This is a genomic window from Mesorhizobium sp. B2-4-14 (assembly GCF_006442155.1).
In the GTDB taxonomy this organism is placed as follows: domain Bacteria; phylum Pseudomonadota; class Alphaproteobacteria; order Rhizobiales; family Rhizobiaceae; genus Mesorhizobium.
In genome coordinates this window covers 43,759-59,475 of sequence record NZ_VFVA01000006.1, presented here as the reverse complement: position 1 = coordinate 59,475, position 15,717 = coordinate 43,759, and the positions used below count along the sequence as shown (strand labels likewise).

The window sequence follows — 15,717 nt, the reverse complement described above, 5'->3', positions numbered from 1 at the left end:
TTTCTCCTAGGGGTAACAAGCCCTTGGCTTGGGAGAAATGTCGACGTTGAATGTCAGGAACTTTCCATGAAAGTTCGGCTCAGGTTCTCTCTGAGGCCAGTTGCTTTCTCATAAATCCTCCATAAACTTACACCGATCATGGCGGCGCCATCCGAAAATCCTTACCCTCCGGCAACAGCTGCCCGCCATCGACGACAATGGTCGTGCCGGTGATGTAGCTGGCATCGTCCGAGGCGAGGAACAGGAAGGCATTGGCGACGTCGCGCGGGCTGCCGAGCCGACCGAGCGGGATGGAATCCTCCATGTTCTTGATATAGGCGGCGCCACGGTGCTGCTTGATGGCTTCGGTGAGGATGTTCCCCGGTTCGACGCCGTTGACGGTGATGCCGTAGCCGGAGAATTCGAGCGCGGCGGCGCGGATGAAGCCGTTGATTCCTGCCTTGCTGGCCGAATAGTGACCATGGCCTGGACTGGTGACATGCGGGCCGGTGATCGATGAGGTGTAGAGCATGCGGCCGAAGCGCTGCGCCTTCATCGGCACCAGGGCCGCGCGGCTGGCATTGAAGGTGCCGCGCAAATTGACGGCCATGACGCGGTCCCAGTCGTCGGCGCTGGTGTTTTCGATCAACTGCCAGGGATAGATGCCGGCATTCTGGACGATGATGTCAAGGCGGCCGTGGCGCTCCAGCGCCAGAGCCACGGCCGCCTCGGCATCGCGCATTTGCGAGATATCGGTGCGGACGAAAGGGGCTCCGAGCTCATTCGCCGTCGCTTGCCCGGCCTCGGTCTCGGTGTCGGCGAGCACCAGCCTTGCCCCTTCTTCGGCGAAGCGCAGCGCGATACCCTTGCCGATGCCGCGCGCGCTGCCGATGATCAGCGCCACCTTGTCTTTCAGTCGTCCGGTCATGCGAGCCGTCCTGTCATGCCAGTCTTTGGCGAATGGTTTGCTTGAATGCGTCGAGCAGCACCGCGGCCAGCACCAGCAGGCCGTGGATGACCTGGGTGAAGTTGGCGGGCAGGCCCATCAGATTGATCGCGGTGTTGATGGCCGAGAGCAGCAGCACGCCGGCATAGACGCCGGGCAGGGTGCCGACGCCGCCTTTCAGGCTGACGCCGCCGATGACGACCGCGGCAAAGGCATTGAACAACAGGCCAACGCCAAGATTGGCGGTGGCGCCGGAGGTGCGGATCGCGAGCAGCCAGCCGGCGAGCCCGGCGATGGCGCCGGCGAGCACGAAGGCGATGATCAGGTTGCGGTTCACCCGGATGCCGGCGCGGAAGGTAGCGGTTTCGTTGCCGCCGATCATCACCAGGTGCCTGCCAAAGGGCGTCTTGGCCATGATCAGCGAGAAGACGACGAAACAGGCAATGGCGATCCAGGCGGTGAGCGGCAGGCCGATCAGCCGCTGGATACCGAACCAGCGGATGGAAGGCGCCAGATCCTGCGCCGAGCGGCCGCCCGAAATGACCAGCACCAGGCCGCGCACCCAGATGTAGGACGCCAGCGTGATGATGAAGGCGCTCATCTTGACCTTGACGACGAGCAACCCGTTGAAGGCGCCGATGAGGCCGCCGACGGCCAGCGCCAGTAGCAGCGACACCGGAACCATCAGCCATTCCGGGTGCAACTGGATGCCAAGGCCGATGCCCGATGAGCAGAACAGGATGCCAACCACCATGGCGCTGAGCGCGGCAACAGATTCGACCGACAGGTCCATGTGGCCGGCGATGATGACCAGCGCCAGGCCGATCGACATCACGCCCAGCACGCTCGAGGCTTCGATGATGTTGGCGAAGATGCCGAGTTGGAAATAGTTCGGGATGAAGATAGAGAACACCACCAGCACGAAGACCAGCATGAACCAGACAAGGTTGTCGAGGACGAACTCCAAGGCATGGCGTGTGCGGGGGTTCATGGCATGATCCGGCTGGCGGCATGGCCCCAAATTTCAATCGGGACCGTGCACGGATTGAAGTTGCGGGGAGGTGCTCCGGGCCGTTGGCCCGGAGCGTTTCGTCATCTCACCTATTCGACGGCCTTGACGGTATCCGCCGGCGCCTTCTGGTTGCCCCAGAAGGCCGGATTGTCGACGTTTTCCTTGGTGATGGCGGCACCCGGAATCTTGATGTTCGGTCCCCAGGCTTCCTTGGTCACGACCGATTTCAGGCCCAGAACGTCATAGTCGCCGGGCTTGATCTCCTGCTTGTTGGCGACCTTGTCCATGAACATGGCGACCGCCGCCGCCTGCGCGTAGAGCGGCTGCTCGACTTCGACGTTGAGCCAGCCCTTGCGGATCAGGTCGAGGCCGACCGGCGCGCCGTTCGAGCTCATCAGCATGACGTCGCCGGGCTTCTTGCCGGCGGCCTCGAGCGAGGCGACGGCGGCGACCGATAGATGCGCGGCGTGGCTGAAGATCAGGTCGATGTCGGGATTGGCCAGCATCTGGTCGGCGACGATGGTTCCGGCATTGCTCGCCTCCCACTGCATGGCCGGGAGCGAGATGATCTTGACGTCCGGGAACGCCTTCATCTTCTCCTCAAAGCCCTTCTGGATGTCGAGCGTATAGGGATCGCCGGGATCGCCGAGCACCTGCAGGACCTTGCCCTTCACCGATCCGTTCTTCGCCTTCAGCAGCTTCTCGGCCTGGTCGGCGGCGATGTGGCCGATCTCGACGGTGCCCGCCACCGAGGTGAAATCGGAAGGCGTCGACGTGATCTGGCGGTCGAACTCGACCACCGGGATGCCGGCGGCACGCGCCGCCTCGATGGATGGCTTCAGCGCGTTGAAATCGACGGCGGCCAGAATGATCGCCTTCGGCTTCAGTGCGATGACGTCGTTCATCTGCGACTGCTGCGCGTCGGTCTTGTTGTCGGCGTTCAGCGTTTTCATCTCATAGCCGACCTGTTTCAGGAACAGTTCCAGCGCGGTCACGGAGCCGGTCTGGAATTCATCCAGCAAAGTCGGCACCAAATAGTAGACGGTACCCTTGGACTGGGCGAATGCCGGCGTGAGCGTGGCAAAGGCCAGTGCCAGGATACCGAAGACAGCAAGAAATATTCTCTTCATGTCATTGGCTCCCTGTTAAGCCGGACCCCTCTTTGTCCCTCAGCCTGTCGGTCCGGCACCGGCAAGCGTCTCCCCGGTGATCATGTTGATCACCGCATCGGGACTTGTTTTGTTTCTGGCGACATCGCCGGCCACGACACCCTGCCGGATCACCACGATCCGGTCGGCGACCTGAAAGGCCTGCTGCATGATATGGGTGATGATGACGACGCCGATGCCCTGGCTCGCCACCTGGCGGATCATGTCGAGGCCGCGCCGCGTCTGCTCGACGCCAAGGGCGGCGAAGGGCTCGTCGAGCAGCACCAGCTTGCCGCCCCAGTGCACGAAGCGGTTGAGTTCGATGGCCTGCCGCTGGCCGCCCGAGAGGTGCTCGACATTGGTGCGCAGTGACGGAATGCGGGTGCCGGCGCTGGCGAGCGCCTTCCCGACGACGGCCTCCATGGCACGCTCGTCGAGCACGGGAATGCCAAGCACCTTCCTGGTGATCTCGCGGCCCATGAAGAAATTGGCCACCACATCGACATTGGTGCACAGCGACAGGTCCTGGTAGACGGTCTCGATGCCCGCCGCCTTGGCTTCCGCCGGGGACCTCGCAAGAAACTCCTTGCCCTCGAACAGCATGCGGCCCGAGGTCGGCTCCAGCCCGCCGGCGATGATCTTGACCAGCGTCGATTTGCCGGCGCCATTGTCGCCGAGCAGCGCCACCACCTCGCCCTTGCCGATGGAAAAGCTGATCCCCTTCAGCGCTTCGATCGCGCCATAGTTCTTGGTGACGTTGTCGAGCACCAGCAGAGGTTCGCTCATGCCGCGATCTCCTTTATTGTCAGAAGATCGCGACCGCGTTCGCGCTCGGCCGCGAACATCTGGCCGAAGCGGGGCGAAAGCACTCCGGAAACCGCGAGGGCGGCGGCGCCGCGCAGCACCGAATGTTGACCGCCGCGCGCGACCACGACCCGCGGCGTCGTCCGGTCCTTGCGCGCGGAAACGGAGTTGTGCAGGCCGTTGGTGGAACCAGCCAGCCGCTCGAGCAGATCCGTGGACGCCAGCCCGCCGAGGATGACCGTTTCGGGGTCGAACAGGTTCTCGATGATAGCGATGGCATTGTGAAAGATCGGCGCGACATGCGCGACCCAATCGGCCTCGCTGCCGTTCCAGCGCCGGAGCGCCTCGAGCGACAGGTATCGTTCGAGGCAACCCCGGTTGCCGCAGGGGCAAGCCTCGCCACCGGGAACGACCGGGATATGGCCGATCTCGCCGGCATTTCCCCAGGCGCCGCGCAGCGCGCCGCCGTCATGGACCATGACGCCGCCAAGGCCGACGCCGAAATAGAGGTAGTAATATTCGGAGAATTGAGCGCCGAGCCCGTAGAGACGCTCGCCCATCGCGGCCGCCGCCATGTCGGTCTCAAAGAAGGCCGGCAGCCCGGTCGAGGCCGCCAGCCGCTCGCGCAGCGCCACGTCCTTCCAGCCGGTCATGGTGGTCGGGCCAACAAAACTCATGGATTCCACACCGAACGGCCCAGGCAGCGCCATGCCGACCCCCAGAACCCGTCCGCCGACCCGCAATCTGGTCAATTCGACCACCATTGCGCCGATCAGGTCGAAGGCATGGTCCGGCGTCACATTGGGGGCTTCGCGGTAGGTGCTTTCGACCACGTCGCCGCTCAAGTTGGTCAGAGCGGCACCGATGCCGAGCGGCGTCAGGTGGATGCCGACGGCATAGCCACCTTCCGGGTTGATGCGCAGCGTCGCCGGAGGCAGCCCGCGTCCCTTGGGCTCCTCGCGCAGGGACAGGATATAGCCCTGTTCCTCCAGTTCGCGAACGATGGTCGACACCGTCTGGACGGTGAGGCCGACATGTGTGGCGATGTCGCCACGCGCAATGGGACCGTGCCGGCGGATGGACTCCAGCACGATGCGCCGGTTGTAAGGCCGCCCGAACTCCTGATTGGTCCCCCGCAATGCCATGCTTGCGCCCTCGGTTGACGCAAGGTTCGCACCAAAGATTTATTCAGTCAAATGGAATTCAAAAATAGATCGAGCCTAACACCGATGAAATGCATGTTCACCGGGGCGCGGTCGCAGTGGGGGTTGACGATACTGCCATGGTCGTGGGGCCAGTCGTCCGCCGGTCGGTCGAAACGGAGGCCGCATGGATGAGGAGTAACCGGCTCGCCGGATTGGCCGCGGAGCGGGGCAGACTGTTCTGAATTCCCAGGCGGACGAACAGACCAGCGCCTCAGAGAAACTGTGCGACCTTCTTGCCGACTGTGAGAAAGTGCAGAGGATCAATCGCCTCGCCATTGTGGCGGACTTCATAGTGCAGGTGCGGGCCGGTCGAGCGGCCGCTGCTGCCGGTCTTGCCGATGATGGCGCCTGCGTCAAGTTTCTGGCCTACGCTGACGTCGATTTCGCTCAGATGCCCATAACGGGTCGCAAAACCGTTGCCGTGATCGACTTCCACCATGCGGCCATAACCGCCGTTCCAGCCGGCCTTGGTGACGACACCGGGCGCGGTGACCCGGGCGACCATGCCGATGGGCGCCCTGAAATCCATGCCCGAATGCAGCGCGGCGGTGCCGAGGATGGGATCGGTGCGCACTCCGAACGGGCTGGTGACGGAATGGCCGGGAGCGGGGTTGGCAAGCGGCAGCTGGCGCGCTTCGTTCTTGAGATGATCAAGCGTGTCCAGCGCTTCGTCCAGTTCCTTGACCTTGCTGTCGAACATCATTGAACTGTCGAGCGGGATCAGCGGTCCGCCGACATCGCTTTCGTTCTTGCCGAAATCGTTGTCGACCGGCAGTCCGGCCGCCTGCAGCGCCTGCTGGATGGCATCGGCGCTTCTATAGGCATTGTCCGCGAGCGTGCTGATGCGGGTGAGTTGGTCGTTCTCGATGGATTTCAGCGACTGATTGATCGAGACGAACAGCTTGTCGGCACGATCGGCGGCTGAATCGCTGGGCAGCGGATCGGTGCGGGTCGACCACAGGGAGAACGGCCTCGTATCGGCAGCGCCCAGGTCGGCGCTCAGGCTGGCGACCGCATAATTCCGCGCCGGCTGGTTGATGCTGCCGGTCACCTCGGCGCGCTTGTCAGTCTTGGCAGCCGTTGCCGGATCCTCGGCGGGCACCGCTCCGACCTCGTTCTCGGCGCGTTCGAGCAGCGGACCGAGACGGCCGTGACGCTGGCTGAGCTGCGTCTGGCGTTCAAGCAGTTCGCTGACTTTGGTCTCCATCAATTGTTGGTCGAGAAGCTGCCGGCTGGTGATGCGGTCGACCTGCGCACGAAGCGCCGAAATGCGGTCTTCGTAGGCTTGCTGCATGCGCGCCTGGCGCGCGGTGGTGGCGCCGATCAGGTCATCGCGCAGCACGAGATAGGACGTGGCCAGGAGGTAGCCGATGGCGATGGCGGCCAGCGCGGAACCGATGAATGCCGCGAGCCAGGGCCGGATCGTGAAGTGCCGGATCTCGTTGCCCCGTGCGATGATGACCGTGTAGGGTTCCTTGCGCCTGCCGAAGACTGCGGACTGACCGGTTGCGTTCACGGGACCAAGCTTTCGTTTACGACACCACGACAGCTGGATTACACATTATTAGGGTTAACAAAGGCTTGCCGGACCGAATGCGTGGCAACGAATGCACGCCGCGCGGGCGGAAGGTTGCATGAAGACCGCCAACTTGAGGCCCCGGTGTCGCGAAATCCCTGATGATCGGCACCCATGTGCTGGCAGGAGAAGCGACTGTCGCTCGCGCGATAGGGGTTAGTTTCTTAACTGTTTTCGATTGCTTTTAGTTGACGGTTTTCGAGTAAAAGCGTGCCGGGATTTGGGATTCATCATGGCGGTGGGAATACTGAGCGATCTGGTTGGCAAGATCCTCGACAGGATTTCGGGCACTGGTCTGCTGGCGACGGGGCTTTTGCTGCTGACTGCCTTTGTCAGTGCGCTCGTGGCCTATTGGCGCACGGTCGAGAATAAGAGCTGGAAGGAGTTTTTCGAGTTCGTCATCCCGCACGAGGTCATCACCCATCCCTCGGCGAAGGCCGATCTGCTTTTCTGGGTGACGAAGAAGGCCCTGATGCCCTTCCTGATGCTGCCTGCCGGCATTGTCTTCGTCACTGCGGTTGGCTACGCAACCAACTGGCTGTTTTCGACACTCTTCCAATTCCAGCCGCCTCTGGTCGAGGGGCCGGCGGGGCCGGTGATGGTGCTGATCTTCACCATCACCATGCTGCTTGCCTATGACATTTCCTATTATCTCTATCATGTTGCCCAGCATCGCTATCCGCTGCTTTGGGAGTTGCACAAGGTGCATCACTCGGCCGAGGTGATGGTCGGGATCACCAAGGACCGGGTCCACCCGCTCGACGAGCTGATGAATCGGGCTTGGGACGGCCTCATCGTGGGAGTCTGCTTCGGCATCTGGTCGCTGATCTCGCTGAACCTTGTCGAACTGACCGTCTTTGGCGTGAACGTCTATGTCATGCGCAACATCCTGATGATGGATTTCGTCAGGCACACGCATTTCAAGATCTCGTTCGGCCGGCTCAACAATGTGATCCTGTGTCCTCATTGGCACCAGTTGCATCACAGCACCGATCCACGCCACTACGACAAGAATTTCGGCCTGCTGTTCTCGTTCTGGGACCGGCTGTTCGGAACATTGTACGTGCCGAAGCCCGACGAGGACTTCAAGTTCGGACTGATCGACCGCGATGTGCGCGATTATCAGTCGCTCGCAGGCCTCTATGTCATGCCGCTGAAGCGGATGTGGAGGCATATCGCCAGGCGCATGCGCCCTGGAAAACCACGGACCTCACGATCATCGGAAGGGACACGGCCATGAACGCTCCTCCTTTCGTGCTCGCTATCCCGCCGACACGCACCTTCGAAGTCGTAACATCGGCGGAGCGGCTGGCCGAGATCACGCCGGCCTGGAGCGCACTTTGGCGGCGCGTCGGCGGGCTGGTTTTCCAGCACCCAGAATGGATCGCGGCCTGGTGGCGCACGACCCCGCACCAGGAACTGCGCACGCTCAGGATCGGACTGGCCTGGAACGGCGACCGGCTCGATGGCGTGATTGCGCTCGCCACTTTCAAGCGCTCCGGCATCCGCATGCTCGAATGGGCGGCGAAGGATCACAGCGACTATGGCGACGCGCTGTTGGCTCCCGACAACGACCCGCAAGCGCTCTCCCGGCTCTGGCAGTATGTTCTTGATCAGGGTGGATTCGACCTGATCTATCTCAACCGTCTGCTGCCGGATGCCAGTGTTCGTGCTCTGCTGAACCCGACCTCGCGCCATGGCAAGGCGCTACGGCCCAACCACCGCAGCGAAATCAGCTACCGTGTCGCCGGTCCCTGGCAGGGTGGGGCGAAATGGTTCGAGACGCTGTCCAAGAAGGCCCGGCAAAACTACCGTCGTGGCCGCAAGTTCATGGGGGAAGGCGGCGAATTGTGTTTCCGCCTGCTGGATGCGGACGAGCCGCGCGAGCCTGTGCTCGCGCGGGTTGCTGCGCTGAAGCGCCTCTGGCTCGCCCGGCATGGCCGCGTCTCGGACCTGTTCGACGAGGGCTCGCCCGTTCTCGCCGCGCTTGTTTCCGTGCTGGCCGAGCTCGGGCTGTTGCGCATCTTCGTGCTGGAGCTTGACGGCACGATTATCGCCGTCTCCATCAATTTCGAGCAGCACGGCACGATGATGGCTTTCGTCACCACCTACGATCCCGAATACGAGCGCGCCTCGCCGGGTATGGTGCTGATGATGGACTATATCCAGTGGTCGCTCGACCGCGGCTTGGCCAAGGTTGACTTTCTCTGCGGCGGCGAGGACTTCAAGCGCCGCTTCGCCACGCAATCAGTCACGCTATGGTCGATGATGGGCGCGCGCGGTCTGCGCGGCCATCTCGCCGCGCTGGCCGATCATGCGAACCATGTTGCGAAATCCTGGCGGGCGCAGCGGCAGCCGAAGGCGGAAACACCCGACGAGTAAGGCCGGCTCGTGTGAACGTGGCATCGCCGCGCTCAAAGGGCGCGAACCGCCGCGAGCACTTCCTCGGCATGGCCCTTGACCCGGACCTTGCGCCAGATCCTGGCGATCCGGCCGTCGCGGCCGATCAGGAACGTCGCGCGCTCGACGCCCATGTATTTGCGGCCATACATCGATTTTTCGACCCACAGATGGTAGGCCTCGATCACCTTGCGCTCCTCGTCGGCGGCGAAGTCGATGGTGAGGTTGTATTTCGACTTGAACTTGTCGTGCTTCCTGACGGGATCGGGCGACAGGCCGATCACGACGGCGCCGGCCTTCTCGAATTCCGGTTTCAGCTGTGAAAAGCTGATTGCTTCCTGCGTGCAACTCGTCGTGTCGTCCTGCGGATAGAAATAGAGCACCACCGGCTTGCCGGCGGATGCGGCAAGGCTGAGCGAGCCGCCACCATCCCGCGGCAGGTCGAATTGCGGCGCAAGATCACCCACGTCGAGGTCAGCCATACCGATGCCCTTGTTTGAGGTTACGCGCGAAGCCACACCGATATAGTGTCGACCGGGGATTCGTCCACGAGCGAATTTGTACAACGGAAGATTGCGTGGATCAGGAGCAACCGCAGCACGAAAAGATCAGGTTCCGGCGGGATGAAATCACCGACCTGGGGGCCATGCCGTCCGCGTGCCGCGTTCCGCCGCTCGGCCAGGCGTCGATCGGCCGCGGCTTCCGCATCCTTTCGCGCGTGTTCGCCGGCGCGGTCGCGCTCACGCTGCTGGCCGCGGTGGGCGTTTATCTCATAGGCCTTTCCGGCATCGGGGCAGACCGGCTGCGCATCGAGGCGGAGAGCGCCATCGAGAGGCTGGCGGGCGTCGATGTCCATGTCGCGATCGGGCTTGCTCGCATCACGCTCGACGGTTCGAGCTTCATCGCTCTCCAGGTGAGCGATGTCAGTCTGAAGGCCAGCGACGGCAACGCCATGGCCGATGCGGGGCGCGTGCGCTTCGGCGTTCGCCTTGTGCCGCTGCTATGGGGTGAGGTGCGGCTGACCAGCGCCAGGATCTCCGATGCGCGCATCGTCACGGCGGCCATGCCGTCGGGCGGCGACTGGACCGCTGAATTGCGCAATGGCGATGGGCTGATCGACCCGGAAAAACTGTCCGATGCGGTGTTCGGCAACATTGGCAATGCACTCGATGCGGTGCGAGAGGAATCGATGCATCGCATCGATCTTCACAATGTCGAATTCGTCTTGCCCGAGGCTGGTACGATCAAGTCGATCAAGGTGGCCGACGCCACCGTCGTTCAATCCGGGGCTGGCGGTATCGAGCTGTCGTCGCAGGTGGATCTGGACGGCAAGGCGGTGACCATTGCCGCATCCGCGGCACGCGATGCGATGACCAGGCGCGTAACGGCACTGGATGCCACGATCGGGATTGCCGGCGACGGCAACGAAGTCGCGGCGGCGGGTGGTGGCAAGCTGGGCGCGCTCACTCTGAAGCTCAAGGGAGCGCAAGGGGCGGGCGACACCGCCGCGCGGCTGAAGGCGTCCCTGTCGTCCACCGGCTCGGTCCTCGATCTGGGCCCGCGCGGGCTGCTGCCGGCCGATCTCGATGTCGATGCTACGCTTGTCCACGGCAGCAACAAGATTCAGGTCGACCGGCTGTTGCTCAAGACCGGTCGCTCGACCTTCGATTTCGCCGGCTCGATCGGGCCTAAGCCCTCGACTGGCGCCGCGGGCGAGGAGCCAGCCTACCGCTATGACCTGACCAGTGACGGCTCTACACTGGCGCCTTCGGAATCACCCGAGCCCGCACTGACCTTCCTTGCCCGCATCGCCGGCGTCTATCAGACGAAAAGCCACAAATTGGTGGCCGAACAGATCGCCGTCCGGTCCGCCGCTTCCAGCGAGGTGCTTGGCACCGCGGCCGTGGAATTCGTCGACGGCAAGGCTCCCGGAATCAATCTGGCGCTCAACGTCCACGATATGCCGGTCTCTCACGTCAAACAGCTTTGGCCGTGGTTTTCGGCGCGCAATGCGCGGCTCTGGGTGCTGGACAATCTGTTCGGCGGCCGCGTCGTCGATGCCAACCTCCAGTTCCAGGTCGTGCCGGATCGCCTGGGCAACGGCGTGCCGCTTTCGGCGGACGAGGTGTTCGGCCGCTTCCAGATCGAAGGGTCGCGCTTCGACACGGCCGGCCGCATTCCGCCGATACGCGATGCGGTGGGCGTCGTCGGCTTCCACGGCAATGATGTCGATCTCGCGCTCTCTTCGGGCACCGTCTTCATGCCCAGCGGCCGCACCGTGGCGGCGCGCAACGGCACGCTGACGATCAAGGCGGCGAACCGCCCGCCGGTCATCGGCGCACTCGACATCGACGTTGCCGGCGATGCATCCGCCGTCGCCGAACTTGCCTCCTACGAACCGATCAATGCCATGCGCCATGTCGGCTTGCTGCCCGAAGACCTCTCCGGCGGCGTCACCGGTCATGTCAGGGCGGATATCCCGTTGCAATTCGGCGTCGATACCTCGAAGCTCGATTGGCTGGTGTCGCTCGACTACACCGGCCTGTCCCTGGCCAAGCCGTTCGAGGGGCAGACCGTGACGGCTGCCGACGGCTCGATCACGGTCGACCCGGAAAAGGCTGTCATTTCCGCCAAGGCGTCGCTGAACGGCATTCCGGCCGAACTCGATCTCGTCGAGCCGCTGGCGGATGATGGGCCGGCGCGCAGCCGCAAGGTGGCCCTGGTGCTCGACGATAAGGTCCGTGCCGCCGCCATGCCCGGCCTGACGCCGCTGCTCGGCGGAACAGTGAAGGTCGCGATCGACAAGAGCGGCAGCGGCAACCAGAACGTCTCGGCCGACCTGACCAACGCCAGGCTGGACATTCCCTGGGCCGGCTGGAGCAAGGGGGCAGGGGTTCCCGCCAACGTCACCTTCGTCATGACCAAATCCGGCGACACCACGACGCTGTCCGACTTCAACCTCGACGGCAAGACATTCTCCATCGACGGCGGCATCGTGTTGGTCAACGGCGCCCTGTCATCGGCAAAATTCAGCAAGGTCACCTTGAACAGGGGCGACGATGTCGCGGTTTCGGTGAAGCGATCGGGCAAGGGCTATGCGGTCAACATCAGCGGCAACGCCCTGGACGCCCGCTCGCTGATCAAGCAGTTCACCTCGGATGTGGATACGGCCACCAAGACCACTGGCGCTGACGCCATTTCGGTCAGCGCCGATGTCGATCTACTCACCGGGTTCCACGACGAGCAATTGTCCAACCTGAAGCTCGACTACAGCGCGGCCGGTTCGAGGGTGAACGGCCTCAAGGTCAGCGCCACGGCGAGTTCAGGCGCCGCCATAGCGGTCAGCAACACGACCGGCGACGGCCGGCGCGCGCTCAACGTGCAATCGGCGGACGCCGGCGCGATCCTCAGGTTCCTCAACATCTACGAGCATATGGAAGGTGGCTCGATCACGTTGGCGCTGACGGGGGCCAGCGACGGGCCGATGAAGGGCAAGGTCGACACCACCAATTTCTTCGTCGTCAACGAACCGAAACTGGCCTCCATCGTCTCGACTACGCCGGCAGGCGACAGCCGCAGCCTTAACCAGGCGGTCAAAGGCTCTCTCGACACCTCGCGGGTCAAGTTCGAGCGCGGTTATGCCGAGATCGAGAAAGGCAGCGGCTACCTGAAGCTGGCCAACGGCGTGCTGCGCGGCCCGCGCATCGGCACGACGTTCCAGGGCATCCTTTATGACCAGAACAACAATATGGACATGACCGGCACCTTCATGCCGGTCTATGGCCTCAACCGCATCTTCGGCGAACTGCCCATCGTCGGCGCGCTTCTGGGCAACGGCCGCGACCGCGGCCTGATCGGCGTCACCTACCGGCTGAGGGGCAACGCCAACAAGCCGGTGCTCGACGTCAATCCGTTGTCGGTGATCGCGCCGGGCATATTCAGATCGATCTTCGAATATCGGTGAGGGGCCCTCAGACTGGCCGCACCAGGACGTGTTTTTTCCTGCCCAGTGAAAGCTTTACCACGTTTTCCGGACTCAAATCCTGGAGTGTGACCATGCGGCGATCATCGCTGACCGACTGATCGTTCAGGCGCACGGCGCCACCCTGGATGTGCCGCCGCGCCTCGCCATTGGACGAAGCCAACCCAGCCGTGACCAGCAGCGACAGGATGCCGACGCCGGCCTCCAGAGCGGTCTTGTCGGCCTCCACGGTCGGCAATGTTTCGGCGAGCGCGCCTTCCTCGAACGTCTTGCGCGCTGTCTCTCCGGCTTGTTCCGCGGCGGCGCGACCGTGCAGCAAAGCGGTGATTTCGGTGGCGAGGATTTTCTTTGCCTCATTGATCTCGGATCCACTGAGCCGCTCAAGCCGCGCGACCTCGTCCAATGGCAATGTCGTGTAGAGTTTCAGGAAACGGGCAACGTCGGCATCCTCGGTGTTGCGCCAGTACTGCCAGAACTCGTAGGCGCTCAGCATTTCCACATCGAGCCAGACCGCGCCCGAGGCCGACTTGCCCATCTTGGCGCCGGACGAGGTCGTCAGCAGCGGCGTTGTCAGCGCGTAAAGCTGCGCATCCTCCATGCGGCGGCCAAGATCGATGCCGTTGATGATATTGCCCCACTGATCGGAGCCGCCCATCTGCAGGCGACAGCCGAGACGCTTGTAGAGCTCGACGAAATCATAGGCCTGCAGGATCATGTAATTGAATTCGAGGAACGACAGCGACTGCTCGCGATCGAGCCGGAGCTTGACGGAATCGAAGGCGAGCATGCGGTTGACCGAAAAGTGCCGGCCGACGTCGCGCAGGAAATTGACGTAGTTGATCTCCATCAGCCAGTCGGCGTTGTTGATCATCACCGCGTCGTTGGGACCACTGCCGAATTTCAGGTATGGCATGAAGTTACGGCGGATGCCGGCCAGGTTGTCGTCGATGTCCTGGGGCGTCAAAAGTTTGCGCGCCTCGTCCTTGAAGGACGGATCACCGATCATCGAGGTGCCGCCACCCATCAGCGCGATCGGCCGATGACCGGTCTTCTGCAACCAGTGCAGCATCATGATCTGGATGAGTGAGCCGGCATGCAAGCTCTTGGCGGTCGCATCGAAACCGATATAGGCCGTTACCGTCTCCGTGGCGAAAAGCTGGTCGAGACCGGCATCATCCGAGGTCTGATGGATAAAGCCGCGCTCGCTCATCGTGCGCAGGAAGTCGGATTTGAAGGCGGACATTTTTTCTTTCCCGAGAGCGTCGGCGCAACCCGGCGCGGACATATGAACGCGCGCGTTTAGCACCCAAGCGCGATCAGCAAAAGTGGAATCCGGTTTTGCGTCTGATCGCGCGCCAAGCAGAAAGTTGCGATCAGCAAAAGTGGAATCCGGTTTTGCGTCTGATCTCCCTTGTGGCCACCTCGGCAATCATCCCTTGTTGAAACGGCAGGGCGCTCCCTCCGGCACGAATGCTTGCTTCATCGTTTCGGCTGGCGTAATGAGGCGCCGCGCCACAAGGTTCCTGCAACCCCACGACCTCCAACGGCACCGCATGGCATCCATCGAATGCCATACCCGACGACAGAGCCCCACGCGACATGCCGGACGCATTGATATCCATCGTCATTCCTTGCAGGAACGAGGCGGCAAACCTGCCGCTGCTGATCGACGAGATCGAGACGGCGATGACCGGGCGTGATTTCGAACTGATCATCGTCAATGACGGTTCGACCGACGAGACCGCTGCGGTGCTTGCCGAGCAGGCGGCACGTCGGCCATTCCCGGTGCGGGAATTGCGGCACCCGAAATCCGCCGGCCAGAGTCTCTCGGTGCGTTCGGGCGCCTGGGCGGCGCGCGGCGGCATCGTGGCAACGATCGACGGCGACGGACAGAACGATCCGCAATACATTCCCGTGCTCGTCGACGCCTTGCGGCAGGCCGGCCCCGATTTCGGCGCCGCGCAGGGGCAGCGCCTCAAGCGCCGCGACAGCAAGGTCAAGCAACTGGCGTCGCGTTTCGCCAACTGGCTGAGAAACGCCATCCTGCATGATGAGACGCGCGACACCGGCTGCGGCCTGAAAGCGATTCATACCGATGTCTTGCGCAAACTGCCGTTCTTCGACGGCACCCATCGCTTCGTTCCGGCCCTGGTTATCCAGGAGGGGTATCGCGTCGTGCATTGCGACGTCATCGACCGCTCGCGCCGGCACGGGAAATCGAACTACGGCATTTTCGATCGCGGCCTGCAAGGCGTGCTCGATCTTGGCGGCGTCTGGTGGTTGCGCCGCAGGCGTCGCAGAATGCCAAAAGTAGAGGAAATCAGGCGTGGTTAACGTGTTACAGGAACTGGTAACCTGGCTTCACCAGGTTTTCATCAAGCAATTCGACGCCTGGGTTCTGCTCGGTTTCATCGCCCAGTTCTTCTTCACCATGCGCTTCGTCGTGCAGTGGCTCGCTTCGGAAAAGGCCAAGCGCAGCGTCGTGCCGGTGGCGTTCTGGTTTTTCTCGTTGTTTGGCGGCGGCCTGCTTCTGATCTACGCCATCCAGCGCCAGGATCCGGTGTTCATCGCCGGCCAGGCCATGGGCATGTTCATCTACGTCAGAAATCTCTGGCTGATCGCCAACGAGCGCAAGGCGGCGATGACCAAGGTCGATTGAACGGCC

General features: G+C 62.9%; 13 protein-coding genes. 5 read left to right on the top strand and 8 right to left on the bottom strand.

Features of this window, described 5'->3' with window-relative positions; translation table 11 throughout:
• Window positions 1–136 precede the first annotated feature (136 nt).
• The 6 genes from FJ938_RS07780 to FJ938_RS07755 all read right to left on the bottom strand — a co-directional run bounded on the left by FJ938_RS07780 (window position 137) and on the right by FJ938_RS07755 (window position 6,610).
• The gene (locus tag FJ938_RS07780) at window positions 137–907 is read right to left on the bottom strand and encodes an SDR family oxidoreductase (protein ID WP_140692560.1); all 771 of its coding nucleotides are present in this window, start codon (window positions 905–907) and stop codon (window positions 137–139) included.
• A gap of 13 nt (window positions 908–920) precedes the next feature.
• Window positions 921–1,916, bottom strand: a complete 996-nt coding sequence (locus tag FJ938_RS07775; RefSeq protein WP_140692557.1) for an ABC transporter permease — start codon at window positions 1,914–1,916, stop codon at window positions 921–923.
• 110 nt (window positions 1,917–2,026) lie between these two features.
• Window positions 2,027–3,067: a sugar ABC transporter substrate-binding protein gene (locus FJ938_RS07770; RefSeq protein ID WP_140692554.1), complete on the bottom strand. Its 1,041-nt coding sequence runs from the start codon at window positions 3,065–3,067 to the stop codon at window positions 2,027–2,029.
• 39 nt (window positions 3,068–3,106) lie between these two features.
• Window positions 3,107–3,871, bottom strand: coding sequence for an ATP-binding cassette domain-containing protein (locus FJ938_RS07765; RefSeq protein ID WP_140692552.1), 765 nt, complete (start codon window positions 3,869–3,871; stop codon window positions 3,107–3,109).
• Complete coding sequence (locus tag FJ938_RS07760) at window positions 3,868–5,034, bottom strand: ROK family transcriptional regulator (RefSeq protein WP_140692549.1); 1,167 nt, start codon at window positions 5,032–5,034, stop codon at window positions 3,868–3,870. Before FJ938_RS07760 ends, FJ938_RS07765 begins: the two co-directional genes overlap by 4 nt.
• A gap of 271 nt (window positions 5,035–5,305) precedes the next feature.
• On the bottom strand, window positions 5,306–6,610 hold the full coding sequence (locus tag FJ938_RS07755) for a M23 family metallopeptidase (protein WP_140692546.1): 1,305 nt from the start codon (window positions 6,608–6,610) through the stop codon (window positions 5,306–5,308).
• A gap of 292 nt (window positions 6,611–6,902) precedes the next feature.
• On the opposite strand from FJ938_RS07755, the gene FJ938_RS07750 reads away from it, so the two are divergent.
• The gene (locus FJ938_RS07750) at window positions 6,903–7,910 is read left to right on the top strand and encodes a sterol desaturase family protein (RefSeq protein ID WP_181169032.1); all 1,008 of its coding nucleotides are present in this window, start codon (window positions 6,903–6,905) and stop codon (window positions 7,908–7,910) included.
• The gene (locus tag FJ938_RS07745) at window positions 7,907–9,052 is read left to right on the top strand and encodes a GNAT family N-acetyltransferase (RefSeq protein ID WP_140692544.1); all 1,146 of its coding nucleotides are present in this window, start codon (window positions 7,907–7,909) and stop codon (window positions 9,050–9,052) included. The genes FJ938_RS07750 and FJ938_RS07745 overlap by 4 nt, the downstream gene beginning before the upstream one ends.
• A gap of 32 nt (window positions 9,053–9,084) precedes the next feature.
• On the opposite strand, the gene FJ938_RS07740 is transcribed toward FJ938_RS07745, so the two are convergent.
• Window positions 9,085–9,552, bottom strand: coding sequence for a peroxiredoxin (locus tag FJ938_RS07740; protein ID WP_140692541.1), 468 nt, complete (start codon window positions 9,550–9,552; stop codon window positions 9,085–9,087).
• 95 nt (window positions 9,553–9,647) lie between these two features.
• Between FJ938_RS07740 and FJ938_RS07735 the strand changes: the two genes are divergently transcribed.
• Entirely contained in the window at window positions 9,648–13,034 is a 3,387-nt protein-coding gene (locus FJ938_RS07735) for a DUF3971 domain-containing protein (protein ID WP_140692539.1), read from the top strand.
• 7 nt (window positions 13,035–13,041) lie between these two features.
• Here the strand turns inward: FJ938_RS07735 and tyrS are convergent, their stop codons facing one another.
• On the bottom strand, window positions 13,042–14,295 hold the full coding sequence (gene tyrS / locus FJ938_RS07730; protein WP_140692536.1) for a tyrosine--tRNA ligase: 1,254 nt from the start codon (window positions 14,293–14,295) through the stop codon (window positions 13,042–13,044).
• Window positions 14,296–14,651: 356 nt separating this feature from the next.
• Between tyrS and FJ938_RS07725 the strand changes: the two genes are divergently transcribed.
• Window positions 14,652–15,386, top strand: coding sequence for a glycosyltransferase family 2 protein (locus FJ938_RS07725; RefSeq protein WP_140692533.1), 735 nt, complete (start codon window positions 14,652–14,654; stop codon window positions 15,384–15,386).
• On the top strand, window positions 15,379–15,711 hold the full coding sequence (locus tag FJ938_RS07720) for a lipid-A-disaccharide synthase N-terminal domain-containing protein (protein WP_140609439.1): 333 nt from the start codon (window positions 15,379–15,381) through the stop codon (window positions 15,709–15,711). Before FJ938_RS07725 ends, FJ938_RS07720 begins: the two co-directional genes overlap by 8 nt.
• Window positions 15,712–15,717: the final 6 nt, after the last annotated feature.

Coding starts and splice junctions, on each gene's coding strand:
- FJ938_RS07780 (WP_140692560.1), bottom strand. CDS start 907: ATGACCGGACGACTGAAAGACAAGGTGGCGCTGATCATCGGCAGCGCG.
- FJ938_RS07775 (WP_140692557.1), bottom strand. CDS start 1,916: ATGAACCCCCGCACACGCCATGCCTTGGAGTTCGTCCTCGACAACCTT.
- FJ938_RS07770 (WP_140692554.1), bottom strand. CDS start 3,067: ATGAAGAGAATATTTCTTGCTGTCTTCGGTATCCTGGCACTGGCCTTT.
- FJ938_RS07765 (WP_140692552.1), bottom strand. CDS start 3,871: ATGAGCGAACCTCTGCTGGTGCTCGACAACGTCACCAAGAACTATGGC.
- FJ938_RS07760 (WP_140692549.1), bottom strand. CDS start 5,034: ATGGCATTGCGGGGGACCAATCAGGAGTTCGGGCGGCCTTACAACCGG.
- FJ938_RS07750 (WP_181169032.1), top strand. CDS start 6,903: ATGGCGGTGGGAATACTGAGCGATCTGGTTGGCAAGATCCTCGACAGG.
- FJ938_RS07745 (WP_140692544.1), top strand. CDS start 7,907: ATGAACGCTCCTCCTTTCGTGCTCGCTATCCCGCCGACACGCACCTTC.
- FJ938_RS07740 (WP_140692541.1), bottom strand. CDS start 9,552: ATGGCTGACCTCGACGTGGGTGATCTTGCGCCGCAATTCGACCTGCCG.
- tyrS (WP_140692536.1), bottom strand. CDS start 14,295: ATGTCCGCCTTCAAATCCGACTTCCTGCGCACGATGAGCGAGCGCGGC.
- FJ938_RS07725 (WP_140692533.1), top strand. CDS start 14,652: ATGCCGGACGCATTGATATCCATCGTCATTCCTTGCAGGAACGAGGCG.